Here is a 26,505-nt window from a genome sequence, read left to right as displayed (position 1 = left end):
ATGGCTACAACTCTTCCAGGCGCCTTTCCGGGTCGCCGTCTGCGCCGGGTGCGCAAACATGATTTCAGCCGTCGTCTGGTGCGCGAGAACGTACTGACCGCCAACGATCTCATCTATCCCGTGTTCGTGCTGGAGGGGGAGAACCGTCGTGAGGCCGTCACCTCCATGCCGGGGGTGGACAGGCTCTCCATCGATCTGCTGCTGAAAGAGGCTGCCGAGCTGGTTGCGCTGGGCGTGCCGGCTATCGCCCTGTTCCCGGTCACCCCGCTGGAGCAGAAGAGTCTGCTGGCGGAAGAGGCCTACAACCCGGACGGGCTGGCCCAGCGGGCAACGCGCGCCCTCAAGGCAAGCTTCCCGGAGCTGGGGGTTATCACCGACGTGGCGCTCGATCCGTTCACCACCCATGGTCAGGACGGCATCATCGATGACGAAGGCTATGTGCTGAACGACATCACCACCGAGATCCTGGTGAAACAGGCGCTCTCCCACGCCGCTGCCGGGGTCGATATCGTCGCGCCGTCCGACATGATGGATGGCCGCATCGGCGCCATCCGCGCGGCGCTGGAAGAGAACGGCTTCATTAACACCCAGATCATGGCCTACTCCGCCAAGTACGCCTCCTGCTACTACGGCCCGTTCCGCGATGCGGTGGGCTCTGCCGGCAACCTCGGCAAGAGCAACAAGGCCACCTACCAGATGGATCCGGCCAACAGCAACGAAGCCTTGCACGAGGTGGCGCTGGATATCCAGGAAGGGGCCGACAGCGTGATGGTCAAGCCGGGCATGCCTTATCTGGACGTGATCCGCCAGGTGAAGGATCAGTTCGGCGTGCCGACCTTCGCCTATCAGGTGAGCGGCGAGTATGCCATGCACATGGCGGCCATCCAGAACGGCTGGCTGAAGGAGAAGGAGAGCATCATGGAGTCCCTGCTCTGCTTCAAGCGGGCCGGTGCCGACGGCATCCTCACCTACTTCGCCAAGCGGGCTGCCCAGTGGCTGCAGGAAGACGCCAGACGCTGATGCATCCTGCCTGATGTCACCCACAATGCCGGCCCTTGGGCCGGCATTGTCGTCTTTGGCATCCGGATCGTCGTTTTAATGAGCAGATCTCGGCGAAAAGTGGACAACAGGCCGCGCTATGGCAGGCAAAGGCTTGATTAATGAGGTTTCTGCCTACATCTTAGGTAGTCCAAGCAAGCTTCTGGACGGCAGGGGCTGTAGAGAATTTAGAGGTATCGCAGGATGAACAACCCTTTGCTGACAATGGACTCGCTGCCCCCTTTCAGCCAGATCCAGCCCGATCAGGTCCAGCCTGCCGTGACGCAGGCCATCGCCGATTGCAAACAGAAGATCAGCGATGTGCTGGCCCAGCGCGACCCCCACACCTGGGACAGCCTGATCGCCCCGCTGGAAGAGGTCAACGACCGCCTGGCGCGGATCTGGTCGCCGGTCAGTCACCTGAACTCCGTACTCAACAGCGAAGCGCTGCGCGCGGCCCACGACGCCTGCCTGCCGCTGCTGTCTGAATTCCAGACCTATGTCGGCCAGCACGAGGGGCTCTATCAGGCCTATCGCGAACTGGCCGAGAGCGACGACTTCCCGCTGCTGAGCGGCGCCCAGCGCAAGGAGATCCAGAATACCCTGCGCGATTTTCGCTTGTCCGGCATCGGCCTGCCCGCCGAGGCGCAGCAGCGCTACGGCGAGATCCAGGCCCGCCTCTCCGAGCTGGCCTCCCGTTTCAGCAACAACGTGCTGGATGCGACCCAGGGCTGGAGCAAGCTGGTGACCGACGAGGCCGAGCTGGCTGGTTTGCCGCAGAGCGCACAGGCCGCCGCCCGCCAGCTGGCCGAGCTGAAGGGCAAGGAGGGCTGGCTGTTCACCCTGGACATCCCCTCCTACCTGCCAGTGATGATGTATGCCGACAACCGCGCGCTGCGCGCCGAGCTGTATGAGGCCTTCACCACCCGTGCCTCGGATCAGGGCCCCAACGCCGGCAAGTGGGACAACTCCGCCATCATGACCGAGCTGCTTGCCCTGCGCCGCGAGCTGGCCCAGCTGCTCGGCTTTGCCAACTACGCTGAGCTCTCCCTGGCCACCAAGATGGCGGACAAGCCCGAGCAGGTGGTGAACTTCCTCACCGATCTGGCGGCCAAGTCCCTGCCGCAAGGCAAGGCCGAGCTCGAAGAGATCCGCGCCTTCGCCGCCGAGCAACATGGTCAGAGCGAGCTGGCCGCCTGGGATCTCGCCTACTACGCCGAGAAGCTCAAGCAGCACAAGTTCTCCATCTCCGACGAGCAGTTGCGCCCCTACTTCCCCGCCAGCAAGGTGGTGAAGGGGCTGTTCGAGGTGGTCAAGCGGGTGTTCGGCATGAAGGTGCGCGAGCGCCTCGGCATCGACACCTGGCACCCGGACGTGCGCTTCTACGACATCTTCGACGCCGAGGAGGAGCTGCGCGGCAGCTTCTACCTCGACCTCTATGCCCGCGAGCACAAGCAGGGCGGCGCCTGGATGGACGTCTGCCTGGGTCGTCGCTACCGTCAGGATGGATCCTTGCAAAAGCCGGTGGCCTACCTGACCTGCAACTTCAACGGTCCGGTTGATGGCAAACCCGCCCTGTTCACCCACAACGAAGTGGTCACCCTGTTCCACGAGTTCGGCCACGGCATTCACCACATGCTGACCCGCATCGACGTGGCCGGCGTGGCCGGCATCAACGGCGTGGCCTGGGACGCGGTGGAGCTGCCGAGCCAGTTCCTCGAGAACTGGTGCTGGGAGTCCGAGGCGCTGGCCTTCATCTCCGGCCATCACGAGACCGGCGAGCCGCTGCCTGCCGATCTGCTGGAGAAGATGCTGACTGCCCGCAACTTCCAGGCGGCGATGCAGATGCTGCGCCAGCTGGAGTTCGCCCTGTTCGACTTCCGTCTGCACCAGGAGTTTGACCCGGCCAGCGCGGATCAGATCCCGGCGCTGCTGGATGAGGTGCGCAGCCAGGTGGCGGTGATGACACCGCCGGCTTTCAACCGCTTCCAGCACAGCTTCTCCCACATCTTCGCCGGCGGTTATGCGGCGGGCTACTACAGCTACAAGTGGGCCGAGGTGCTCTCTGCGGATGCCTTCTCCCGCTTCGAGGAGGAGGGGATCTTCAACCCGGCCACCGGCCAGTCCTTCCTGAAGAACATCCTGGAAAAGGGTGGCTCCAAGGAGCCGATGGAGCTGTTCCGAGCCTTCCGTGGCCGCGAGCCTCAGGTGGATGCGCTGCTCCGTCACAGCGGGATTGCTGCGTGAGTTTGCGGGCCCCGGCTGGCGTGAGCTTCAAGCAGGTACAGTTTTGCCACATAGTGGGATCACAGCGTGATTTTTGAGATAAAAAGGGACCTTTTGGTCCCTTTTCTCAAGGCTTTTTAATATCTTGCGGATAGCATGTTTGCACTGTCCCCGGCTCTTCAGTAGAGTCGGGTCCTACCTTCCAAGGAGAGAAAGAACCTTGCCATGAGGCGAGCACTCGAGTCTGTCTATCAAATCATCTCAAGTCTGTCTCATTCGAGTGGTCAGGGATATTTCGATACCTTTGTGAGTGAAATCGCAGCAGCGGTCGGGGCCGACTTCGTCCTGATTTCAGGCAGGGATCAAGCGGGGCTCTCTTTCAAGGTACACGCTGCCCACCCCGCGTCTCTCGACACCACCAACTTCAGCTTTCCGGTCAGCGCCACCCTGGGGGAGATCACCCTGCAGGAGGGAGAGACCTGGTTCAGCGATCGGGTACAGCAGCTGTTTCCCCATGCCGCTGTGTTGCAGGCCTGGCACATCCAGGCCTATGCCGGCATCGCCCTCAAGAGTGCCCAGGGGGAGACGGTCGGTATCTGCAGCGTGCTGTTCAAGCGGCCGCTCACCAACATGGACAAGGTGATGGGCCTGTTGCGCCTGCTGGCCCCGCTGGCCGGGCGTGAACTGGCGCTGATGCTGCAACAGCCGGCACCGCCCCAGCCCGAGTACCACGATTTTCTGCACACCATGATGTCCCATGCCCCGGTCGGGATCGGCAAGCTCGATTTGAACGGCAAGATCCTCTGGACCAACCCGGCCATCGAAAAGATGCTGGGCTACAGCCAGAGCGAGCTGCTGCACCGCACCGCCGCCGAGCTCAATCACCCGGAAGACTGGCTGCGCAGCGCCGCCTGCTATGAAGAGCTCAAGCGCGGCGAGCGCACCGCCTTCACCCAGGAGAAGCGCTACCTGCACCGGGACGGTCAGGTGCTGTGGGGGCGGGTCACCGTCACCCTGGTGCGGGACGATCAGCTGCAGCCCGACTACCTGATGGTGGTGCTGGAGAACATAGATCCCCTCAAGCGCCACGCCGAACAGCTCAAGCTCTCCCACCGGGTCTATGACAATCTCTCCGAGGCGATCCTGGTGTGCGATGCCGACAGCCGCATCATCTCGGTCAACCCGGCATTCGAGCAGATCACCGGTTACAGCGAGGAGGAAGTGTGCGGCCAGCGGCCCAGCATGCTCAAGTCCGGGCTGCACGATCAGGCCTTCTACGCCGACATGTACCACGCGCTGGAGCGGGTGGGGGTGTGGCGTGGCGAGGTGTGGAACAAGCGCAAGAACGGCAAGCTCTACCCCCAGCAGCTGATGATCAGCACCCTGCGGGAAGGGGGGCGGATCAGCCAGTACATCGCCATCTTCAGCGACCTCTCCCAGACCAAGCTGGCGGAGCAGAAGATCGCCGCCCAGGCCAACTACGACAACCTCACCGGGCTGCCCAACCGCTGGCTGTTCGGCCGCTGCCTCAGCCGCTTCTGCGAGCGGGGCGAGCGCTTCGCGCTCATGGTGCTCGACCTCAACAACTTCAAGGCGGTCAACAACAGCATGGATCACCACGCCGGTGACGCCCTGCTGCGGGAGGTGTCGGATCGGCTGGTGAGTCGGGTGCGCACCGAGGACCTGGTGGCCCGCATCGGCGGCGACGAGTTCGCCTTCCTGGTGCCGGGCATCGTCAACCGTCGTCAGGCCGAGGTGTTTGCCAAGCAGGTGATCGGCGGCTTCGCCCGTCCCTTCATGCTCGCCAACCAGCACCTCTACGTGACGGCCACCATCGGCATCACCCTCTGCCCGGGCGATGGTCTGGAGAGCGACGAGCTGCTGCGCAACGCCGAGCAGGCGCTGTTTGCCGCCAAGCGGCAGGGACGGCTGCTCGGCAGCTACTGTGCCTCCATGCGCGAAGAGGTGCGCCAGCGCCACCAGATGCAGCAGGACTTGGCGGAGGCGATCAAGCTCGAGCAGTTGACCATGGCCTACCAGCCGATCTGGGACAACCGCAGTGGCCGGGTCGCCAAGCTGGAGGCGCTGGTGCGCTGGTATCACCCGCACTGGGGCCAGGTGTCGCCGGCGGACTTCATCCCGCTGGCGGAGGAGGCGGGGCTCATCCAGGGGCTGGGGGCGCTGGTGCTGTGGCAGTCGTGCCGGGATCTGGCGCGGCTGCAGCAATCGGGCTTCCCGGATCTGCAGATGTCGATCAATCGCTCCACCCTGGAGTTCCAGACCATAGATCCGGAGGCGAGCGAGTGGCTCAAGGTGATCCACCACTTCGGGCTGGACCCGGCGGACATCGTCATCGAGATCACCGAGTCCCTGCTGATGGAGACCAGCGATCAGCACAGGGTGCGGATCGATGCCCTGCGCGAGGCGGGCTGCAAGCTGGCCATCGACGACTTCGGCACCGGCTACTCGGCGCTCAACTATCTGCGCAACTTCCCGGTGGACCTGGTCAAGATCGACCGGGCCTTCGTGCGCCACATCCCGTTCAATGAACAGGACCGGCTGCTGCTGGACGGCATCATCAACATAGTGCACAACCTCGGCATGCAGGTGGTGATCGAGGGGGTGGAGACTCGCGAGCAGCTCAACTTCCTCTGCCAGAAGGGGTGCGCCTTCACGCAGGGTTATCTGCTGAGCCGGCCGCTGGCCTACGACGACCTCACCGAGTACCTGCAGCTCAACGACAAGAGCATGTTCCTGCAGACCAGCTAGCCCCTCCGCCCCTCTCCTTCGGCCGGAGCCCCTACAGCGACCTTCGGGGGCTGTGGTACACTCCGCCCACTGATACCGCCACACAGTCGATACCATGCAGATCCTCCTCGAAGACCCCGCCAAGGCGGCCCAGGCCGAAGCCCTGGCCAGCCAGCTCGGCCAGACCGACCTTCCCCAGTTTGCCCTGGTGTTCACCGCGGCGCGGCTGGAGCTGCGCAAGCTGGACGAGCCCAAGCTGGGGGCGGTCTACGTGGACTTTGTCGAAGGGGCGGTCGCCCATCGCCGCAAGTTCGGCGGCGGCCGTGGCCAGTCCATCGCCAAGGCGGTGGGGCTCAAAGCGGGTGCCATGCCGAGTGTGGTGGATGCCACTGCCGGGCTTGGACGCGATGCCTTCGTGCTCGCCTCCCTCGGCTGCAAGGTGACCATGATCGAGCGCAGCCCCGTGGTGGCCGCCCTGTTGCAGGACGGGCTGGTGCGGGCGGCGCTGGACCCCGAGATCGGCCCCTGGGTGCGCGAGCGGATGCAGTTGCTGCATGGCCCGGCGGTGGAGACCTTGCTGGGGCTGACCGAGCGGCCCGACGTCATCTACCTCGACCCCATGTTCCCCCACAAGCAGAAGTCTGCGCTGGTGAAAAAAGAGATGCGGGTGTTTCAGTCGCTGGTGGGGCCGGATCTTGACGCCGATGCCCTGCTGCCGGCGGCGCTCGCCATGGCGGACAAGCGGGTTGTGGTGAAACGGCCGGACTACGCCGGCTGGCTCAACGAGCACAAGCCGAGCATGGCCATCGAGACCAAGAGCAACCGCTTCGATGTCTACGTGATGGCGGCGCTGGCGGGATAACGCCGCACGCGAGGGGTAAAAGAAGAGGGCCAACCCGGCGGGGTTGGCCCTCTTGCCATCTATTGGCCGTCGGCTGGGGCCGGCGGAGCAAAGCGGATGAGCTTTTCCTCCCCCTGCCAGCTGAGCGCCATGGTGGCCAGCTCCGCCAGGCTCAGTCGCTCGCCACCGTGCAGCAGCAGGTACTCGACCCCTGCTCTGGCCTCGATGGTGCGGATCCTGTCCGCCCACTGGCGGCCATCTCGGCCGGTGAGGGTGACCGGCAGCTGCCAGCTGGCGGCGATCTCCAGCCAGTCGTAAAGATCGCAACTGATGGGTTGATAGGTGCTCATGTGCGGGTGCCCTCTGGTCGACGGTTACTGGAAGTTGATGCTGGTGGTGGGCGCCACCACCGCCTGGGCTTTCTGCACCTGTTCCAGTTGCAGCGGGTCGCCGGCCAGCGCCGGATCGTCCTCGTTGCCATTGCAGACCAGCGCCAGATCGTAGCTGCCGAGATTAACAAATCCCAGTTCGTAACCAAAGCCGCCACCGCTTTGCGGCAACACGGGCGCGCTGGCATAGAAGCCGTTGTCGTTGTCTGCCATGTCGGGGTAGTTGTCATCGCTTCTGGGCTGGTAGAAGTAGACGAAGGCCTTGTCGGTCAGCTGGCCGCCGCACAGCCCGGCCGCGACCGTGCCCTTGACGGTGGTGACCTGGGTGTTGTTCACCAGCCGCACCCCTCTGGGCTTGAGCTTGTAGTACTGCTCGTGGCCCGGCAGCACCATGGCCTGGCGCAGGTCGAACTCGGTGGTGAAGGCGCTGAGGCCGTTGGCGGCGATAGTAAAGGCATCCAGCTTGAGTTCGCTGCTGGGCACCTCCAGCGGCTTGATCACCCCATCATCCCGTTTGACGTAGGAGTAGGGGGTACCGTCCAGAAACTGGTTGGCAACCTCTCGTCCGTCCAGCACCCGCAGCCGCATCTGGCTGTAGTCGCCGGGCACCACGCTCTGGCTGGCCAGCAGCGGGCGGCTGATGGAACCCTGGTAGTGCAGCAGGTCGATGTAGGTGAACAGCGGCCGGCCCGCACTGTCGAGCGGGATAGTCTCGCCGCTCGGGGTGCAGCCATCGTCCTGGGCCGAGGTGAGAAAACTGGCGGTGGTCCAGCTCTGCTCGGTACCGGCGACGGGGTGGATGCTGATGTTGGCGACGGCGATGCAGACCTTGCTGACGGCATCCACCGGGGCGTCGGAGAAGGCCAGCGACAGCTGGGCCTGTTGCGGGCTGTTGTTGTCGCCGCCGCCTCCGCCGCCACAGGCGGTGAGCAGGGCGGTCAGGCCGATCAGGGTCAAGGGTTTCATGGCGTCCATTCCGGTTGTGAAGACAACCCTACTCTAGTCGAGCGGTGGCAATGGTGGTGGTGGCTGCTTGCGTGAAAAGGACGAGCCCGGTGCGCCAGCCCAATGAAATCAAGGGTCAGCTTTGAACGGCGCCAGTCATGGCCGCGAAAGAGATTGTCGGAACGGCGGGGCTGGTGGTTTGGTGCACTGATTGGGCGAGGCCCAATCAGGCTTCCAGCAGCCGGGTGGGCCAGCCCATCTTCTGCTGGCGTTCCACCTCGAAACGCAGTTCGCTGGCGCGCAGGTAGTGCTCGTCCAGCCAGCCGCTCGGCAGGGTCAGGGTCAGCGCATCTTCATCGGCTTCGAGGGTGAAGCGGGGCACTGTGCCCTGGGTGCGGCGCATGCAGAGGATCAGCGCGATGCGCAGGATGCGGGCCAGCCGGATCGCCTGGCGACCGGTGACGGCACCCTGCTTTTCCAGCGGTTCCAGCTTGAATTCGTCCCGCTGGTTGAACAGCAGGGCCGACAACAGCTTCTTCTGAGCCGGGGTAAAGCCAGGCATGTCGATGTTGTCGATGATGTAGGCGGCGTGTTGCGGCGCCTTCTTGTACTCGATGCAGAGGCCAATCTCGTGCAGCAGGGCCGCGTAGCGCAGGATCGGGCGCCCGTAGCGTTTCGAGAGTCGCCAGGCCGGCTGCAGCTGGTTGAACGCCTCGACGGCGGTGTCGCGCACCCGTTCGGCGTGCTCCTTGTCCAGCTGGTAGCGATTGATCAGGCTGTCGGCGGTGCGATCGCGGGCATCACAGTCGTGATTGTTGCCGAGCAGGCCGTAGATCAGCCCTTCGCGCAGGGCACCACCCGCCAGGGTCATGCTCTCGATGTTGAGGGTTTCGAAGATGGCGATCAGGATGGCGAGACCGGAGGGGAACACGGTCAGCCGTTCGGCCGCCAGTCCTTCCAGCTGCAGCTGGTCGAGCTTGCCGCAGGCGATGGCCTGACCCATCAGCTCCTGGAGCTTGGGCAGGGTGACCCGCTCGCTCTTCCCTTGTGCCAGCATGATCTCCTGCAGCGCCTGCACCGTGCCGGAGGCACCGACACAGGTACGCCAGCCGAGCGCACGATAATCTTCCGCCACCTTCTCCAGCACTGCCTTGGCGGCCGCGATGGCCTGCTTGAAGCGGGCCTCGGAGAGCTCGCCGTCACCGAAGTGGTTGTTGAGCCAGGTGACGCAGCCCATGTGCAGGCTGTTGAGCAGTTTCGCTTCGCTGTGCTCGCCGATCACCAGCTCGGTACTGGCGCCGCCGATGTCGATCACCAGCCGGTTGCCTTCCCCGGCCGAGGTCCAGGAGACCCCCTCATAGATGGTCTTGGCCTCTTCCTCGCCCGAGATGATCTCGATGCTGTGGTTGAGCACCCGTTCCGCTTCGCTGAGGAACTCGTCGACGTTGGTGGCAAGGCGCAGGGTGGCGGTGCCCACTACCCGGATGTTGTCGGCCGGAATGTCCTGCAACTGTTCGGAGAACAGGCGCAGGCAGTCCCAGCCCCGCTCCATGGCGGCACGGCTGAGACGAAACTCCGGATCGAGCCCGGCGGCGAGGCGAACCTTGCGCTTGACCTTGGTGACGGTGCGCAGGGCACCGGCGACCTCGCGCACCACCAGCATATGAAAGCTGTTGGAGCCGAGGTCGATGGCGGCATAGAGCGGCGAGTTGTGCAACTGGGCCAGTCCTTTCAGCTCTTGCGGGGCGGACGACGGCGGTTGTTGCTGTTGCCACCGCCCTGGCGATCACGCATGTTGCGGTTCACCGGCTGACGGTTGCGGAACACCCGCTTCGGTGCGGTCACGTCATCCAGCAACGCCTCGCGGTCATACTTGCTGACCGGGATCGGGTGGTGGATGTACTCCTCGATGGCCGGCAGGTTGAAGGCATAGTCTTCACAGGCCAAGCTGATGGAGTGACCGCTCTTGCCGGCACGACCGGTACGACCGATGCGGTGTACGTAGTCTTCGGCGTCGTCGGGCAGGTCATAGTTGAAGACGTGGGTCACGTCCGGGATGTGCAGACCGCGGGCGGCCACGTCGGTGGCAACCAGGATGTCGACCGTGCCCTTGGTGAAGTCTTCCAGGATCTTCATCCGCTTCTTCTGCGGCACGTCACCGGTCAGCAGGCCGACGCGGTGGCCGTCATTCTCCAGCCAGGCGTGAACGTCTTCACAGACGTGCTTGGTGTTGGCGAAGACGATGGCTTTCTCCGGCCACTCCTCTTCCATCAGGGAGAGCAGCAGCAACATCTTGTCTTCGTTGGAGGGGTAGAACAGCTCCTCCTTGATCCGCACGCCGGTCATCTGCTCCGGCTCGATCTGTACATGTTCCGGTTGGTTCATGTGTTCGTAGGCCAGCTCCTGCACGCGCAGGGAGAGGGTGGCGGAGAACAGCATGCTCAGACGCTCGGTGGCGGGCGGCATGCGGCGGAACAGGAAACGGATGTCCTTGATGAAGCCGAGATCGAACATGCGATCCGCTTCGTCCAGTACCACGACCTGAATATTGCTCAGATCGATGACCTTGGACTTGAAGTAGTCAATGATGCGGCCGGTGGTGCCGATCAGGATGTCGACACCCTGCTCCAGCACGGCCAGCTGCTTGTCGTACCCTTCGCCACCGTAGGCGAGGCCGAGCTTGAGGCCGGTCGAGGCGGACATGCTCTCCGCGTCGTTGTAGATCTGGACCGCCAGCTCCCGGGTCGGGGCCATGATGATGGCGCGCGGCTGGTTGATGAGGCGCGGCTTGGTCAGCGGATGGGTCAACAAATAGTTGAAGGTGGCGGCCAGGAAGGCAAGGGTTTTGCCGGTCCCTGTCTGGGCCTGACCGGCGAGGTCATGACCTTCTACCAGCAGTGGCAGAGACAGTGCCTGGATGGGGGTGCAATAGTGAAATCCCTTTGATTCCAGACCAGCCAGAACTTCGGGTTCGAGGCCCATTTGGGCGAATTTGTCGGTCGTTAAATGTGTTTTGCTCATGGCGGTAGGTTATCAGGTTAGGCTTGCAATAATAAACAGGATCATTTCAAATAGGGCAACTATTGCCTTTGTTGATACGTCAATAAAGCCTTAATTACTGACTGGAGTTGGAGATGAGTGACAAGATTGTTCAGCTGAGCGATGCCAGCTTCGAGGCAGATGTAATCAAAGCCGATGGCGCCGTTCTGGTCGACTTCTGGGCCGAATGGTGTGGTCCGTGCAAGATGATTGCCCCGATCCTGAACGAAGTCGCCCAAGAGTATGCCGGTCGTGTGACCGTGGCGAAATTGAACATCGACCATAACGCCGACACTCCGCCCAAGTATGGCATTCGTGGTATTCCGACCCTCTTGCTGTTCAAGAATGGCGAAGTGGCAGCGACCAAGGTCGGTGCCCTGTCCAAGACTCAGCTGAAAGAGTTCCTGGACGGTAACCTGTAATAATCAAAGAGGAGCGCATTGCAATAATGCGCTCCTTCTGTTTTATCACCTAGACGCTCACCCCGATTGGTGCTAATTTATCGCTCGTTTGCTAACCTTTTTGCCTGACTCTTTGCTCACACATCAGCCTGGCAAATCAAATCCGATCAGCATCAATCCAGCAGACTGTCTCCTCATTTCAATCCTTGCTTACAGACTTTCACCACTATGAATCTGACTGAATTAAAGAACACTCCTGTGTCCGAGCTGGTACAGCTTGGCGAATCCATGGGGTTGGAAAATCTGGCTCGGGCGCACAAGAAAGACATTATTTTCGCGATCCTCAAGGCGCACGCCAAGGGTGGCGAGGATATCTTTGGCGACGGTGTGCTGGAAATCCTGACCGATGGTTTCGGCTTCCTGCGTAGTGCAGACGGCTCCTACCTGGCCGGCCCGGACGACATCTATGTCTCCCCGAGCCAGATCCGCCGTTTCAACCTGCGCACCGGCGATACCATCTCCGGCAAGATCCGGCCGCCGAAAGAGGGCGAACGTTACTTCGCGCTGCTCAAGGTCAATGAGGTCAACTACGACCGTCCGGAAAACTCCCGCAACAAGATCCTGTTTGAAAACCTCACTCCGCTGCACGCCAACGAGCGTCTGCGCATGGAGCGTGGCAACGGTTCCACCGAAGACATTACCGCCCGCGTACTGGATCTGGCCTCCCCGATCGGTAAAGGCCAGCGCGGCCTCATCGTCGCACCGCCCAAGGCCGGTAAGACCATGCTGCTGCAGAACATCGCCCAGAGCATCGCCTACAACCACCCTGACTGCGAACTGATCGTCCTGCTGATCGACGAGCGTCCGGAAGAAGTGACCGAGATGCAGCGCATGGTGAAGGGTGAAGTGATCGCCTCCACCTTCGACGAGCCGGCTTCCCGTCACGTCCAGGTCGCCGAGATGGTGATCGAGAAGGCCAAGCGCCTGGTCGAGCACAAGAAGGACGTGGTGATCCTGCTGGACTCCATCACCCGTCTGGCCCGTGCCTACAACACCGTCATCCCGTCATCCGGCAAGGTACTGACCGGTGGTGTGGACGCCAACGCCCTGCACCGTCCGAAGCGCTTCTTCGGTGCTGCGCGCAATGTTGAAGAGGGCGGCAGCCTGACCATCATCGCCACCGCACTGATCGATACCGGCTCCAAGATGGATGAAGTCATCTACGAAGAGTTCAAGGGTACCGGCAACATGGAGCTGCACCTCTCGCGCAAGATTGCCGAGAAGCGCGTCTACCCGGCCATCGACATCACTCGCTCCGGCACCCGCAAGGAAGAGCTGCTGACTACCGGCGACGAGCTGCAGAAGATGTGGATCCTGCGCAAGATTGTGCACCCGATGGGCGAGATCGACGGCATCGAGTTCCTGATCGACAAGTTGGCCATGACCAAGACCAACGACGAGTTCTTCGACGCCATGCGGCGCCAGCAGAAGTAACCGACTCGAAAATCATCAAACCGCGGCCCAGGTCGCGGTTTTTGTTTATCTATTTTACGGTCGCCTGAGTAGTATGAAACCTCGATGTCACAAGGATAGGGACGTCATGAAGCATGTACTCCTGATATTGCTGAGCTGGCTGCTGGTGCTGCCGGTCGGGGCTGCCGAGACGCAGCCTCCCCGGACGGCACTGGTGGCCGACGAGGGGCTGCAGGGTCACCTTGACTATCTGACCGACCGGCTGCAGCTGGGGCAGTTTGCCGCCATCGACACCCTGCTGGACTCCCTGGCTGTGGGGCAGCGGGAGTATCTGTTGTGCCAGCTGCTGGCTACCCTCAATAGCCAGCCCAGGGCCACCAGTCCACAACTGCTGGCCTGGGTGCGCGCCCAGTCGTTCAAGGCCCCCAGCTGGCTGGTGGACAAAGAGGTGGACGGCTTTCTGGTGCAGCAACCCGCCTACGACTTTGCCGCCGCCGCGCGGCAGGTGTTGAGCCGCTGGCAGCAGCAGGCCTGGCAGGACAACTATCGCCAGCAGCTGGAAGAGGGCACGTTCGAGTTCAAGCAGATCTACAACAGCCGCAATCCTGATTTGGCCCAGCAGCAGCAGGCGCTACTTACCGTACTCGATCGGCAGCCGCTTCCGCTCCTGCAACGGGAGGCGCACACGCTGGCCGCCATGAGCATCTTCCTGCCCGACAACCGGCTGCTGCGGCTGCTGGCCGAGCGTACCGGTGACAGCGCCCTCTATCAGAAGCTGTGGCATCAACCGGTGGATCACGACAGCGTGGCCGCGCTCGCCAGCGTGAGCCGTTTTCATCAGGGCCAGGCGGCCAGCGATCTGCTGATTGCCGCCAGTCGCAATGCCCGTCTCAAGCTGCCCGCTCTGCAGCAACTCAGTCAACTTTCGCCGCTGCCGGACACGGCCCAGCAGTTCCTGCTGGCGGAGCTGGGCAATCGCCAATATAGCGGTCAGGTGGCCAGCCTGCTGCTGCAGATGGACGAACCCAGGCTGCTGGCCCAGCTTGCCGATCGGCTGACCCGGCAGGAAAAGCGCCATGCGAGTCCGGTGATGCTGCCTGATTCGGGTACACCCACCGCCCGCCCAGGGTTATAATGCGGCATCGCCTGAACACAGGGTACCTGCATGAAATACAAGGATTTGCGTGATTTCATCGCGCAGCTGGAACAAAGCGGACAACTCAAGCGCATCAGCCGCGAGATAGACCCCTATCTGGAGATGACCGAGATCAGCGACCGCACCCTGCGGGCGGGCGGGCCTGCCCTGCTGTTTGAAAATCCCAAGGGTTACACCATGCCGGTGCTGACCAACCTGTTCGGCACCCCGGATCGGGTCGCCATGGGCATGGGCCAGCCCAACGTGGCCGCCCTGCGCCAGGTGGGGATCTGGCTCTCCTACCTGAAGGAGCCGGAGCCGCCCCGTGGCTTCAAGGAGCTGATGGAGAAGCTGCCGATCTTCAAGCAGGTGCTCAACATGCCGACCAAGCGGCTCTCCTCTGCCCCCTGTCAGCAGCGGGTGCTGGAGGGAGAAGCAGTCGATCTGGACCAGATCCCGATCCAGCACTGCTGGCCCGGCGACGTGGCTCCGCTGGTGACCTGGGGTCTGACCATCACCCGCGGCCCCTACAAGAAGCGGCAGAACCTCGGCATCTATCGCCAGCAGAAGATCGGCAAGAACAAGCTGATCATGCGCTGGCTGGATCACCGCGGCGGTGCCATCGATTTTCGCGAGTGGCAGGAGGCCCACCCGGGTGAGCGCTTCCCGGTGGTGGTGGCGCTCGGTGCCGATCCGGCGACCATCCTCGGCGCGGTGACGCCGGTGCCGGATACCCTCTCCGAATACGCCTTTGCCGGTCTGCTGCGCGGCAGCCGCACCGAGGTGGTGAAGGCCGTCAGCTGCGATCTGGAGGTGCCCGCCAGCGCCGAGATCGTGCTGGAAGGCTATCTGGAGCCGGGCGAGATGGCCCCCGAAGGGCCTTATGGCGATCACACCGGCTACTACAACGAGGTGGATGAGTTCCCGGTCTTTACCATCACCCACATGACGATGCGCAAGGATGCCATCTATCACAGCACCTACACAGGTCGTCCGCCCGATGAGCCGGCGGTGCTCGGGGTGGCGCTCAACGAGGTGTTCGTGCCGCTGTTGCAGAAGCAGTTCCCCGAGATCGTGGACTTCTACCTGCCGCCGGAGGGGTGCTCCTACCGGATGGCGGTGGTGACCATCAAGAAGCGCTACCCTGGCCACGCCAAGCGGGTGATGCTGGGGGTCTGGTCCTTCCTGCGCCAGTTCATGTACACCAAGTTCGTGATCGTCTGTGACGACGACATCAATGCCCGCGACTGGAAGGACGTGATCTGGGCCATCACCACCCGGATGGACCCGGCCCGTGACACCACCCTGATCGAGCACACCCCGATCGACTACCTGGACTTCGCCTCGCCGGTCTCCGGCCTTGGCTCCAAGATGGGGCTGGATGCCACCAACAAGTGGCCGGGGGAGACCAATCGCGAGTGGGGCCAGCCCATCGTCCAGGACGAGGCGGTGAAGCAGAAGATCGATGCCCTCTGGGACGAGCTGAACATTCTCGGCTGATGAGCGGCGGCAGGCCCGACGGGCCATGCCGCCTGGCCGGGATGCAAAAGATTGATGCCATTTGAGCTGAATTGGGTATGCTCGACTGACCTGACCACTTTGCTGGTCGCCAGTCCACAGTGAATCAAGAGCGAAAGCGGGCCGAGCGAGCCCGTCACAAGGATAAGAATGCAACGTATCAAGTGCCGCGTAGAGGAACTGCGCGAATATGTCGACACCATCTGGCACGTGGCCCTGACGCCGCTGCAAGAGGTCAGCTTCAAGCCGGGCCAGTATCTGCTGGTGGTGATGAGCGATTCGGACAAGCGTCCCTTCTCCATCGCCAACTCGCCGACCCGTCCGGGCATGCTGGAGCTGCAGATCGGCGCCACCCCGGAAAACGCCTATGCCGGCCAGGTGCTGGCCCGCATGCGCGAGCAGGGGGAGATCGAGATTGAACTGGCGGCGGGCAAGGCCTTCCTGCGGGAAGAGTCGCCCCGACCGCTGATCCTGATGGCCGGTGGCACCGGCTTCTCCTATGCCCGCTCCATTCTGGAATACCTGATCGATACCGGCAGCAAGCGCCCGGTGTTCTTCTACTGGGGTGTGCGCCAGGCGCACTGGCTCTACGAGCAGGAGCAGATGCAGCAGTGGGAGCGCGACTACGCCCCGCTCACCTTCATCCCGGTGGTGCAGGAGCCGGAAGCGGACTGGACCGGCAAGACCGGGCTGGTGCACAAGGCCATCATGGATGATTTTGTCAGCCTGCACGACTACGACATCTATGTCGCCGGTCGCTTCGAGATGGCGGGCGCGGCACGGGAGGAGTTCAAGATCCTGGGCGCCGAGCCAGAGCGCATCTTCGGCGACGCCTACGAATTCATCTGAGTTCGGCATGAGGCCGGCCACCTAGCGTGACCGAGGAGGCCTCGTTGAGTCAGCCTGCTGCTTGCCTTGCGGCAGGCCAGAAACAACAAACCCCAGCCTGGCTGGGGTTTGCTTTATGGGCGACCTGCGTTATTCGCCCTTGGCACCGAGCTGCTGCTCGAGCTGGGCCAGCTTGGCCTCGAGCGCGGTCAGCTTCTCGCGGGTGCGCAACAGCACCTTGGTCTGCACGTCAAACTCTTCGCGACTGACCAGGTCCAGCTTGCCCAGCTGGGACTGCAGCACCTGACGGATCTTCTTCTCCACCTCTTCACCCATGCTGCGAATGCCGGGCGGCAGGGAGTTGTGCACCTGTTTGGCGATCTCTTCCAGTTTCTTCGGGTCGATCATGTGGTTCTCCTTAAGCAATGCGCCATTCTACCGGCAATTGATCCGCTTTGCCGAGATCGAGGGTCGCTTTTTGCCAGCTGCCATACGGGCAGTCGCTGGTCGGGTCTGGTATTCGGGATGAAGCTGTTAACCTATCGAGTCCCGTTTCTATTCCAATTCCTTGATGCTGTACACAAAAAAAGCAGATCAGATGACCGACCAGAGGCTTAATAATTGTTGCGTTGCTGTTAAGATGTACCGGTCGGGTTCTCACCCAACTCAGTCAGCATTTCATGGATAACAACTAAAAAGAGATAAGGATATGAAAAAGAAGCTAATTTACGCCGCGGTTGTCAGTGCTATGCTGGCTGGCTGTGGTGGCAGTGACGATAACAAAGGCGACACCTCCAGCTATCTCGACTATCTGTTGACCGGTTCCAACGCCGTGCGCCCCAGTGCTCTGGCAGCCCGGGCCAGCGATGGCACCCTGAAATTCTCCACCGAAACGGCAGATCTCTCCAACCCGGTCTCGGCCATGTCGACCCTGGATGGCTGGTCCACGACCCAGGCAATCCAGATCGTGCCCGTGACATCATCCGGCATCCAGGTGCAGGCCCCGGCCGCGGCGGAGTTTGCCGCTTCGGTCGCGCCGCTCTACCTGCTGGAGCTGAGCTTTGACAGCGCCGCCCTGCGCCCGAACGGCGTGAAGAAGGTGCTGACCTACGGGGTGGACTTCGTGGTGGCCGCTTCGGCCGGCAAACTGAACCTGGTGCCGCTCAAGCCGCTGAATCCCTCCTCCTACTACATGATCGTGGCCACCGACTCCCTCAAGGACAGCAACGGCAACGCGGTCAAGGCCGGCAACGACTACGGCAACTACAAGAACAACGTCGGCAGCAATGCCCAGGAGCAGACCATCAACGGTCTGATCGCCCTGCAGGAAGGGCTGTTCAAGGCTGCCACCGGCGTCTCCACCGATCACGTCATCTTCTCCGACTGGTTCGGTACCCAGTCTGGCGCCGACGTGCTGGTCGCGGTGAAAGGGGCTGCGGCGTCCGTGCTGAAGAGCCCGACCCTGGATGCGGCCGCCCTGTGGAAGCAGGATGCCAAGGGCAACACCAGCCTGCCGGGCACCTATACCCTGAGCGTGACCGGCAGCAATGCCTTCCTGACCCAGCTGGACGCAGAGCAGTTCCTGCCGCAGGAGCAGAAAGATGCGATTGCCACCGCCTTCGGCCCCGGCGCTCCGCTCAACCCGATCGCTCAAGCGACCAAGGTCTATACCGGCACCGTCAAGCTGCCTTACTTCCTCTCCTCGCCGGCCACCGCCGGTTCCTGGGACAAGGCCAAGACCCAGTCCTGGCACGGCGCCATCCCCAGCCTGTACGCCATCGCCAATGCCCTGAAAACGTCCGACAGCGAAGTGATCGCCGGGCTGGTGGGCGCGGGTGTGGACCCGGCCTTGCTGGCGACGCTGATTGCCGATCCGACCCGTCAGGCCGAGCTGCTGGCCGAGGCGAGCAAGCTGATCGGGGTGACCCTCACCTCCGGCGGCAAGCCGCTGGATGCCGAGCAGAACATCGGCCGCTTCAACCCGCTGCCCATGCTGGAAGAGGTGCAGTCGGTGCCGATGCGGGTCTTCGCCAAGGATGCCCTCAACACCATCACCGACGTGATCATCTATCAGCACGGCGTCACCTCGGTGAAAGAGAACGCCTATGCGCTGGCGCTGGGCCAGATCTATGCCGGCATGCAGGCAGGCAAGAAGGTGGCGCTGGTGGTGATCGATCACCCGCTGCACGGTGAGCGCGGCTTCGCTCTGAGCGGCAGCATGGCGACCGTGACCACCTCCGACAACCCGACCCCGTATCTGAACCTGAGCTACCTGACCGTGGCCCGCGACAACCTGAAACAGAGCGTGGCAGATCTGCTGGGTCTGCGTCTGGCGGTCGGTCTGGCCAATGCCAAGGGTGCCATCGGCACCGCCGGCAGCCTCAAGGTGCACTTCCTGGGCCACTCCCTGGGTGCCATCTCCGGAACCAACCTGCTGGCGGTTGCCAACCAGCCCATCGGCAATGCGCAGGCGGATGCCCTGTTCAAGTTCGATACCGGCGGCCTGGCCATGCCGGGTGGCGGCATCGCGCCGCTGCTGCTGAACTCGCCGACCTTCGGTCCGACCATCAAGATGGGCGTGCTGACCAGCGGCAGTGCCGAGCTGAAAGCGGGCTTCACCGCCTACGCGCCCAACTGCAAGACCGCGGTGCCGACCTGCTTCGTCAACGAGTTCCTGCCCAGCCTGAGCACTACCCAGCAGGCGGCGGCGGCCAGCACGTTGCAGAGCTACAGCTTCGCGGCCCAGTCGGTGCTGGATTCGGCTGACCCGATCAACCTCGGCCGCGGCATCCAGAGCAGCTTCCCGCTGTTCGCCACCGAGATCGTCGGCGATGGCGCGCTGAGCCTATCTGACCAGGTGATCCCGAACAGCATCGCCTCCGCCCCGCTGGGTGGTACCGAGCCGCTGTTCAAGGTGCTGGCTCTGCAGCCGCTGACCGCCACCGGTGCGGCCAGCCACAACGCGGCCCGCTTCGTGGCCGGTGGCCACAGCTCGCTGCTGGCGCCGGACGAGAACTTCGACCCGAGCGGCGATGTGACCACCGAGATGCAGTCCCAGTTCGCCAGCTTCTTCATGAGCGGCGGTACTGCGGTCAAGGTGACCAACGGCAGCTTGCTCAAGCAGTAAGCCAGTCGGCCAATAAAAACGCCGCCCCTCGGGGCGGCGTTTTGTTTTCCAGCATCGCACTTGTCGCCGGTTCAGGCTGGTCTGGTTGGTGGCCGCTCAGGCTGCCGAGCAGCTTGCTGCACCTCGATGATCACTAGCACTCAGGCGGGCTGGTGGTGTCTGTCCAGCCAGCCCTGCAGCAGCCCGACCAGCAGACCGGCCAGGTGGGCCATGTTGGCGGTGCGGGTGCCGAGCAGATCGAAGAAGCCGAGTGCCAGCCAGAACAGCATGAAGCCCATCAGCGCCGGTGGCAGGGTGAGGCCGCAGGCCGGCTGCAACTTGCTGCGCAGCCAGCAGTAGCCGAGCAGGGCATAGACCACCCCGGAGAGGCCGCCAAACAGCGGGCCGCTGGCGAAGAACTCGGCCAGGTTGGGCAGGGCGGCGCCTACTAGCAGCAGGATCAGCAGCTTGCCGCTGCCGAGCCGTTGTTCGATCTGGCCCCCCAGATACCACCACCACAGTAGGTTGAACACCAGGTGCAGCACCGAGAAGTGGATGAAGGCCGGGGTGAAGTAGCGCCACGCCTGCCAGTCGGTGAACTGGGCCAGGGTCGGGTGGAACGCCAGCTCATCGAAGATCGGCAAGCCGATGGCATCGAGCCCGTAGATGGCCAGACAGGCGATGATCACCACCAGGGTCAACGGCCCGGCCTGATGCAGGAAGTCGGTGACCGGGTCGGTCATCCCTTTGCTGTAGTCGATGCGGGCATCGGCCCGGCCGGATTGCCAGGAGGCTTCCATATAGCGGGGGTGGGTCGGCTCGGCCAGGAAGCGTTTCACCTCCAGCTGGGCCTGGGCGAGGCGCTGTTCGTCTGCCAGCCAGACCGAGACGCCAAGCTCGGACTGGGTCAGTTCGCACGAGATGCCGAGGGTGGAGAGATAGTCCACCAGCGCCTGGGCCATGCGGGCATTGTCGAGCACCAGCAACTGGATCATGCGTCGCCCGCCTGGATCGGGAACTCCCTGCGCCACGCCTCGAAGCCGCCATCCAGGCTGTAGACCTCATCGTACCCCTGTTGCAGCAGGTACTGGGCGGCGCCCTGGCTGCTGTTGCCGTGATAGCACATCACGATCACCGGGGTATCGAAGTCCACCTCGTTCATGAAACGCACCAGGGTGCCGTTGGTGAGGTGGAAGGCGCCGACCGCGTGGGCCGTCTCGAACGACTGGGGGTCGCGAATATCCACGAGGCGGGCTGCACCGGCGGCAAGCTTCTGGTGGGCATCATGGGCACTGATATGGGCAAACTGGTCCATTAACATGTCCTGCGAATAGGTGATTGAGGGTCAGTTTACCGCAAGCGGGGGCCGGCGCTAAGCCCGCAATGTGTCCGGTTATTGTCGTGACTGATCGCAATTTCCTTCAATACCGGGGGCGGGGTGCCGGCTAGGCTGGGGGCTCCTTTTGCCGATACGAGCGTTATTCATGGAGACGAGTCTGCTGTTATCCATGGCCGGGTTTGCCCTGGCCATGTCCATCACCCCGGGGCCGGTCAACCTGGTCGCCCTCGGCAGCGGCGCCAGGCACGGCTTTGCGGCCAGCCTGCGCCACGTGGTCGGGGCCACCCTGGGGTTCATTCTGTTGCTGCTGTTGATGGGACTGGGGCTGGGCGCTACCCTGCTGCAATGGCCGCTGGCGGCGGAGGTACTGCGCTGGGCCGGGGTGATCTTTCTCGGCTGGATGGCCTGGCAGCTGCTGGTGGACAGCGGCCGGGTGGAGGGGGTCGACGGGGTGGCGCCCTCCTTCTGGTACGGGGCACTGATGCAGTGGCTCAATCCCAAGGCCTGGCTCGCCGCCAGCATGGGGATGGGCGCCTATGGCAGTGCGGGCGGGGTGGGGCAGGTGGCCCTGTTCAGCGGCCTCTACCTGGTCATCTGTCTGTGCTCCATCGCTTGCTGGGCGTATGCCGGCAGTCGCCTGCAGGGGTTGCTGCTTGCGCCGCAGCGGCTGCGCTGGTTCAACCGGGTGATGGCGCTGTTGCTGCTGCTCTGCGCCGCCTATCTGGTGCGCTAGCCCAGCCGGGTCAGTTGATTGCGGTAGTGACCCGGGGTGGCGGCCACCCGCCGCTTGAACTGGCGCTGGAAGTGGGCCTGATCGGCAAAACCGCTGGCCAGCGCCACCTCCGCCAGCGGCTCTCCCAGCCTGAGCAGGGTGCGGGCATGGCGGATGCGCTGATCGAGCAGGTAGGCGTGGGGCGTCATGCCGTAATGGCGGCTGAAGCTGCGCACGAAGTGAGAGGGGGTGAGCCCGGCCACCGCACTCAATTGCGCGAGGGTGAGGGGGCTGCTGCAGTCGTCCTGCATCAGTTCGGCGGCCCGCTGCAGGTGCTGCGGCGGCCGATCGTCCCAGCTGGCCGGAGTGAGCCTGGCCAGCAGCTGACGACTGAACTGGTGGCAGGCCACCTCGCGCGCGAGCGGCTCCGGCTCCTGCCGCAGCTGCCGGTGGAGCCGGCACAGCCCCTGGTAGAGCAGGGGATCCCGGCTTGCGGTCATGTCGAAGGGACGAAACGCGTCGCCCAGCCCCGCCTCTTCCTGCTGGCGCTGCAGCCAGCCGGTATCGAGGTAGAACATCAGATAGGACCAGGGCTCATCCGCAATCGGGTTGCAGGCGTGCACCTCTTCCGGGTTCATCAGCACCAGGTGGCCGCGGCCGACCTCCTGCCGGCTACGCTGGTTGAGATAGTGGCTGTGGCCGCCGGTGATGGCGCCGATGGAGAAGTGGGGGTGGCTGTGCTTGTCATAGCAGACGCGGCGGCCATCCTGTACCGCCCGCGCCTCGATGAAAGGCAGGGCCGGATCGTGCCAGAAACTGTGGTGATCCGGCGCCGTGTCGGCCCTGCTCATGGGTCAGCCGCCGAGATAGGCCTGGCGGACGGCCGGGTTGGCCAACAGGGCCGCCCCGGTGTCCTGCAGTACCACGTGGCCGTTCTCCAGCACATAGCCGCGATCGGCCAGCTTGAGCGCCTGGTTGGCGTTCTGCTCCACCAGGAAGATGGTCATGCCGTCGCGGCGCAGCTGCTCTATGGTGTCGAAGATCTGCTGGATGACGATGGGGGCCAGCCCCAGCGAGGGTTCATCCAGCAGCAACAGGCGCGGTTTGCTCATCAGGGCGCGGCCGATGGCCAGCATCTGCTGCTCGCCGCCGGACATGGTGCCGGCGCGCTGCTCCAGGCGCTCGTGCAGGCGGGGGAACAGGGTGAAAATCTGATCCAGCAGGCCGCGCTGCTCGGCCTTGTCGACGAAGAAGGCTCCCATCAGCAGGTTCTCCTCCACCGTTAGGCGAGCGAAGATGCGGCGCCCCTCCGGCACCACGGCGATGTCCTTGCGCATGATGCGGGCGGTGGAGAGCGAGTCTATCTGCTCTCCCTCGAACCAGATGGAGCCGCTGCTCGGCTTGGGCTCGCCGCACAGGGTCATCAGCAAGGTGGTCTTGCCGGCGCCGTTGGCACCGATCAGGGTGACGATTTCCCCCTCTTTTACCTGGACGCTGACGTCGTGCAGCGCCTGAATTTTGCCGTAGTGGGTCGATACGTTGCGAAGTTCTAACATCTTTTTGTCCTTACGACTCGCCCAGATAGGCCTTGATCACTGCCGGATTGCTGCGGATCTCGTCCGGCTTGCCGTGGGCCAGCGGGGTACCCTGATTGACCACGAAGATGCGGTTGGAGATCTCCATCACCAGCTTCATGTCGTGCTCGATCAGCAGCACCGAGACCCCGAACTCGTCCCGCAGGTTGGAGATGAGCTCGTTCAGCTCGTCGGTCTCGTGGGGGTTGAGGCCGGCGGCCGGCTCGTCCAGCATCAGCAGCTCGGGCCGGGTCGCCATGCAGCGGGCAATCTCGAGCCGGCGCTGCTGGCCATAGGCCAGGTTGCCGGCGGCGCGGTTGGCGAGATCCTTGAGCCCCACCTTCTCCAGCCAGAAGGCGGACTGCTCCAGCCCCTCCCGCTCGGCGCGGCGAAAGGCCGGGGTCTTGAACAGCCCGGCCAGAAAGCCGGTGTTGAGGTGCCTGTGCTGGGCCACCAGCAGGTTTTCCACCGCCGTCATGTCCTTGAACAGTCGCACGTGCTGAAAGGTGCGCACTATGCCCTTGCGAGCGATGAGGTGGCCGGGCAGCCCCTGGATCTCCTCACCCTTGTAGCGGATGATGCCGCCGCTCGGGCGGTAGAAGCCGGTCAGGCAGTTGAAGACGGTGGTCTTGCCCGCTCCGTTGGGGCCGATAATGGAGATCACCTCCCCCTTGTCCACGTCCAGCTTGACGCCGTTGACGGCCAGCAACCCTCCGAAGCGCATCGACAGATCAGAGACTTCCATTAACTTCTGATGAGTACTCATTTTCTCAGCTCCCGGGTCAGAGTGGAGTGAGCCAGCGCCAACAGTCCACCCATGTGGCGCATCGACAGATCAGAGACTTCCATTAACTTCTGATTTGCACTCATTTTTTCAACTCCAGATGCGGACGGGTCATCGGCAGCAATCCCTGCGGCCGCCAGATCATCATGAACACCATCAAGAGGCCGAACATCAGCATGCGGTACTCGTTGAACTCGCGCGCCAGCTCCGGCAGCACCGTCATCACGATGGCGGCCAGCACTACCCCGATCTGGGAGCCCATGCCGCCCAGCACCACGATGGCGAGCACGATGGCCGACTCGATGAAGACGAAGGACTCCGGGCTGATGAAGCCTTGGCGCGAGGCGAAGAAGCTGCCGGCGAAGCCTGCAAAACAGGCACCAATGGTGAAGGCGGTCAGCTTGATGATGGTGGGGTTGAGCCCCAGCGACTTGCAGGCGATCTCGTCTTCCCGCAATGCCTCCCAGGCGCGGCCGAGCGGCATGCGCAGCAGGCGGTTGATGACGAACAGGGTGGCGATCACCAGCACCAGCGCCATCAGGTAGAGGAAGATCACCTTGTGGTTGGCGTTGTAGGCGATGCCGAAGAACTCGTGGAAGGTCTCGAAGCCGCCATCCTTGACGGTGCGGTTGAACTCCAGGCCGCCCAGGGTCGGCTTGGGAATGCCGGAGATTCCGTTCGGGCCGCCGGTCAGGCTGGTCATGTTGTTGAGCAGGATGCGGATGATCTCGCCAAAGCCCAGGGTGACGATGGCCAGATAATCCCCCCGCAGCCGCAGCACCGGGAAGCCGAGCAAAAAGCCGAAGGTGGCGGCCGTCAGCCCGGCGATGGGCAGGCACTCCCAGAAACTGAGCCCGAAGTAGGTGTTGAGCAGTGCATAGCTGTAGGCGCCGACCGCGTAGAAGCCGACGTAGCCGAGATCGAGCAGGCCGGCGAGGCCGACCACCACGTTCAGGCCCAGCCCCAGCATGATGTAGATGAGGGCCAGGGTGGCCAGATCGATGGCACCGCGCGAGGCCATGAAGGGCCAGCTCACTGCGAACAACAGCACCAGCACGGCGGTGAGGTTATAGAGCTTGGGGGCCTCTTCGGGGCTCGGCAGCACCAGCTTGGTGAAGCCGACCGAGAAGCCGCTGATGGAGGCCTGAAACAGCCGGCTTATCTGGCCGCGCAGCAGCTGGAACCAGAACACCAGGGTGGCGCCGCCCAGCAGCCAGGCCAGCGACACGTCGAGCCGGCTGGTCACCAGCAGGCGGGTGCCGTCGGTTTCGAGCTTGAAGCCGAGCAGCCAGAAGGAGAGCACCAGCAGCACCAGGCTGGCGATGCAGGCATGAATGAATTGTTTTTTCATACCTTTTCGACCTCCGGGCGACCCTGGATGCTGTATATGGACATGAACAGCAGCATCAGACAGGTGATAGGTGCATGAATGAATTGATGTTGCATCATACCTTCTCCACCTCCGGGCGACCCAGAATGCCGGTGGGCATGAACAGCAGCACGCCGATCAGCAGGGCAAAGGCCATCACATCCTTGTATTCGGTGCTGAGGTAGCCGGCGGTGAGCGCCTCGACCACGCCGAGCAGCAGGCCGCCCAGCACGGCGCCGGGAATGCTGCCGATGCCGCCCAGTACCGCGGCGGTGAAGGCTTTCAGTCCGGCCATGAAGCCGAGGTAGGGGTTGATGACGCCGTAATACATGCCGAGCAGCACGCCGGCGACGGCAGCCAGGGTAGCCCCCAGCACGAAGGTGATGGAGATGACCACGTGGGTATCGATACCCAGCAGGTTGGCCATCTTGATGTCTTCCGAACAGGCGCGGCAGGCGCGGCCCATGCGGGAGCGACCGATGAACTGGGTCAGGGCCAGCATGGTGATGAAGGTCACCACGAAGATGATGAGCTGCATCCAGGAGAGGCTGGCCTGGAAGCCGTCGGCTTCACCCAGGGTCCAGCCGCCGGAGATCAGGGTGGGCATGGCGATGTCGCGCGAGCCCTGGGCCATCCGCATCATGTTCTGCAGGAAGATCGACATGCCGATGGCGGAGATGAGGGGGATCAGCCGGTTGCCGCCCCGCAGCGGGCGGTAGGCGACCCGCTCTATGGTCCAGCCATAGGTGCCGGTGATGACGATGCTGACCAGGAAGGCGCCCCCCAGCAGCAGAAAGGTGCTGTCGATGCCCATCATCATGAGCCCCGCCATCACCATGAAAGCGACATAGGAGCCGATCATGTAGACCTCGCCGTGGGCGAAGTTGATCATGCCGATGATGCCATAGACCATGGTGTAGCCGATGGCGATCAACGCATAGGTGCTGCCTATGGTTAACCCGTTCAGCAACTGCTGAACCAGGTAAAGGAAGTGTTCGGACATACTGCGTTCCCTGTACTTGCCCGCAAAGAAAGGAGGG

23 protein-coding genes are annotated in these 26,505 nt (G+C 63.2%); 11 read left to right on the top strand and 12 right to left on the bottom strand.

The window, feature by feature from the left end:
* From hemB to PG881_RS19545, 4 genes are all read left to right on the top strand, one after another.
* Nucleotides 1–1,020 carry a porphobilinogen synthase gene (hemB, locus tag PG881_RS19560; protein WP_024945496.1) on the top strand — a complete coding sequence of 340 codons (1,020 nt, stop codon included), beginning with the start codon at nucleotides 1–3 and terminating at the stop codon, nucleotides 1,018–1,020.
* Between the two features lie 222 nt (nucleotides 1,021–1,242).
* Nucleotides 1,243–3,285 (top strand): oligopeptidase A, encoded by a 2,043-nt coding sequence (gene prlC, locus PG881_RS19555; protein ID WP_270802261.1) that lies wholly within the window; start codon nucleotides 1,243–1,245, stop codon nucleotides 3,283–3,285.
* 204 nt (nucleotides 3,286–3,489) lie between these two features.
* Nucleotides 3,490–6,033: a putative bifunctional diguanylate cyclase/phosphodiesterase gene (locus tag PG881_RS19550; RefSeq protein ID WP_017410822.1), complete on the top strand. Its 2,544-nt coding sequence runs from the start codon at nucleotides 3,490–3,492 to the stop codon at nucleotides 6,031–6,033.
* Nucleotides 6,034–6,127: 94 nt separating this feature from the next.
* The gene (locus PG881_RS19545) at nucleotides 6,128–6,874 is read left to right on the top strand and encodes a class I SAM-dependent methyltransferase (protein ID WP_270802257.1); all 747 of its coding nucleotides are present in this window, start codon (nucleotides 6,128–6,130) and stop codon (nucleotides 6,872–6,874) included.
* Nucleotides 6,875–6,933: 59 nt separating this feature from the next.
* On the opposite strand, the gene PG881_RS19540 is transcribed toward PG881_RS19545, so the two are convergent.
* From PG881_RS19540 to rhlB, 4 genes are all read right to left on the bottom strand, one after another.
* Nucleotides 6,934–7,203, bottom strand: a complete 270-nt coding sequence (locus PG881_RS19540; protein ID WP_043165731.1) for a Rho-binding antiterminator — start codon at nucleotides 7,201–7,203, stop codon at nucleotides 6,934–6,936.
* A gap of 24 nt (nucleotides 7,204–7,227) precedes the next feature.
* Nucleotides 7,228–8,208, bottom strand: coding sequence for a DUF4382 domain-containing protein (locus PG881_RS19535; RefSeq protein ID WP_270802253.1), 981 nt, complete (start codon nucleotides 8,206–8,208; stop codon nucleotides 7,228–7,230).
* Between the two features lie 205 nt (nucleotides 8,209–8,413).
* Nucleotides 8,414–9,904: a guanosine-5'-triphosphate,3'-diphosphate diphosphatase gene (gene gppA, locus PG881_RS19530; RefSeq protein ID WP_016348957.1), complete on the bottom strand. Its 1,491-nt coding sequence runs from the start codon at nucleotides 9,902–9,904 to the stop codon at nucleotides 8,414–8,416.
* A gap of 14 nt (nucleotides 9,905–9,918) precedes the next feature.
* Entirely contained in the window at nucleotides 9,919–11,208 is a 1,290-nt protein-coding gene (gene rhlB, locus PG881_RS19525) for an ATP-dependent RNA helicase RhlB (RefSeq protein ID WP_270802252.1), read from the bottom strand.
* A 113-nt stretch (nucleotides 11,209–11,321) separates the two neighbouring features.
* On the opposite strand from rhlB, the gene trxA reads away from it, so the two are divergent.
* From trxA to fre, 5 genes are all read left to right on the top strand, one after another.
* On the top strand, nucleotides 11,322–11,648 hold the full coding sequence (trxA, locus tag PG881_RS19520) for a thioredoxin TrxA (protein WP_005307306.1): 327 nt from the start codon (nucleotides 11,322–11,324) through the stop codon (nucleotides 11,646–11,648).
* A 207-nt stretch (nucleotides 11,649–11,855) separates the two neighbouring features.
* A complete protein-coding gene (gene rho / locus PG881_RS19515) occupies nucleotides 11,856–13,121 on the top strand; it encodes a transcription termination factor Rho (RefSeq protein ID WP_005307308.1) in 1,266 nt (421 codons plus the stop codon).
* Between the two features lie 106 nt (nucleotides 13,122–13,227).
* Nucleotides 13,228–14,235, top strand: a complete 1,008-nt coding sequence (locus PG881_RS19510) for a hypothetical protein (RefSeq protein ID WP_270802251.1) — start codon at nucleotides 13,228–13,230, stop codon at nucleotides 14,233–14,235.
* 30 nt (nucleotides 14,236–14,265) lie between these two features.
* Nucleotides 14,266–15,735 carry a 4-hydroxy-3-polyprenylbenzoate decarboxylase gene (ubiD, locus tag PG881_RS19505; protein ID WP_011704131.1) on the top strand — a complete coding sequence of 490 codons (1,470 nt, stop codon included), beginning with the start codon at nucleotides 14,266–14,268 and terminating at the stop codon, nucleotides 15,733–15,735.
* A gap of 168 nt (nucleotides 15,736–15,903) precedes the next feature.
* Nucleotides 15,904–16,602, top strand: a complete 699-nt coding sequence (gene fre, locus PG881_RS19500) for an NAD(P)H-flavin reductase (protein ID WP_016348960.1) — start codon at nucleotides 15,904–15,906, stop codon at nucleotides 16,600–16,602.
* Between the two features lie 129 nt (nucleotides 16,603–16,731).
* On the opposite strand, the gene ubiK is transcribed toward fre, so the two are convergent.
* Nucleotides 16,732–16,989, bottom strand: a complete 258-nt coding sequence (ubiK, locus tag PG881_RS19495; RefSeq protein WP_005307315.1) for a ubiquinone biosynthesis accessory factor UbiK — start codon at nucleotides 16,987–16,989, stop codon at nucleotides 16,732–16,734.
* A gap of 301 nt (nucleotides 16,990–17,290) precedes the next feature.
* On the opposite strand from ubiK, the gene PG881_RS19490 reads away from it, so the two are divergent.
* Entirely contained in the window at nucleotides 17,291–19,708 is a 2,418-nt protein-coding gene (locus tag PG881_RS19490; protein ID WP_270802248.1) for a VolA/Pla-1 family phospholipase, read from the top strand.
* 140 nt (nucleotides 19,709–19,848) lie between these two features.
* On the opposite strand, the gene glpG is transcribed toward PG881_RS19490, so the two are convergent.
* Together glpG and glpE are read right to left on the bottom strand one after the other, a co-directional pair.
* Nucleotides 19,849–20,682, bottom strand: a complete 834-nt coding sequence (glpG, locus tag PG881_RS19485; protein WP_011704134.1) for a rhomboid family intramembrane serine protease GlpG — start codon at nucleotides 20,680–20,682, stop codon at nucleotides 19,849–19,851.
* Nucleotides 20,679–21,002, bottom strand: coding sequence for a thiosulfate sulfurtransferase GlpE (glpE, locus tag PG881_RS19480; protein WP_011704135.1), 324 nt, complete (start codon nucleotides 21,000–21,002; stop codon nucleotides 20,679–20,681). The genes glpG and glpE overlap by 4 nt, the downstream gene beginning before the upstream one ends.
* A gap of 169 nt (nucleotides 21,003–21,171) precedes the next feature.
* Here glpE and PG881_RS19475 point away from each other — a divergent pair, with 169 nt between their 5' ends.
* A complete protein-coding gene (locus tag PG881_RS19475) occupies nucleotides 21,172–21,759 on the top strand; it encodes a LysE family translocator (protein WP_270802246.1) in 588 nt (195 codons plus the stop codon).
* Here PG881_RS19475 and PG881_RS19470 read toward each other — a convergent pair.
* From PG881_RS19470 to livH, 5 genes are all read right to left on the bottom strand, one after another.
* Nucleotides 21,756–22,589, bottom strand: coding sequence for an AraC family transcriptional regulator (locus PG881_RS19470; protein WP_270802244.1), 834 nt, complete (start codon nucleotides 22,587–22,589; stop codon nucleotides 21,756–21,758). The two genes, PG881_RS19475 and PG881_RS19470, sit on opposite strands and share 4 nt — an antisense overlap.
* 3 nt (nucleotides 22,590–22,592) lie before the next feature.
* Complete coding sequence (locus tag PG881_RS19465; protein ID WP_011704138.1) at nucleotides 22,593–23,294, bottom strand: ABC transporter ATP-binding protein; 702 nt, start codon at nucleotides 23,292–23,294, stop codon at nucleotides 22,593–22,595.
* A gap of 10 nt (nucleotides 23,295–23,304) precedes the next feature.
* Nucleotides 23,305–24,078: a high-affinity branched-chain amino acid ABC transporter ATP-binding protein LivG gene (gene livG, locus PG881_RS19460; protein ID WP_024945484.1), complete on the bottom strand. Its 774-nt coding sequence runs from the start codon at nucleotides 24,076–24,078 to the stop codon at nucleotides 23,305–23,307.
* 100 nt (nucleotides 24,079–24,178) lie between these two features.
* A complete protein-coding gene (locus PG881_RS19455; RefSeq protein ID WP_270802243.1) occupies nucleotides 24,179–25,447 on the bottom strand; it encodes a high-affinity branched-chain amino acid ABC transporter permease LivM in 1,269 nt (422 codons plus the stop codon).
* Between the two features lie 94 nt (nucleotides 25,448–25,541).
* Entirely contained in the window at nucleotides 25,542–26,468 is a 927-nt protein-coding gene (gene livH, locus PG881_RS19450; RefSeq protein ID WP_011704141.1) for a high-affinity branched-chain amino acid ABC transporter permease LivH, read from the bottom strand.
* Between the last annotated feature and the right edge of the window lie 37 nt (nucleotides 26,469–26,505).

The sequence above is a fragment of the Aeromonas sp. QDB54 genome (assembly GCF_027707385.1).
In the GTDB taxonomy this organism is placed as follows: Bacteria; Pseudomonadota; Gammaproteobacteria; order Enterobacterales; family Aeromonadaceae; genus Aeromonas; species Aeromonas hydrophila.
The sequence above is the reverse complement of the archived record's forward strand: the minus strand, read 5'-3'. Positions and strand labels throughout refer to the sequence as shown.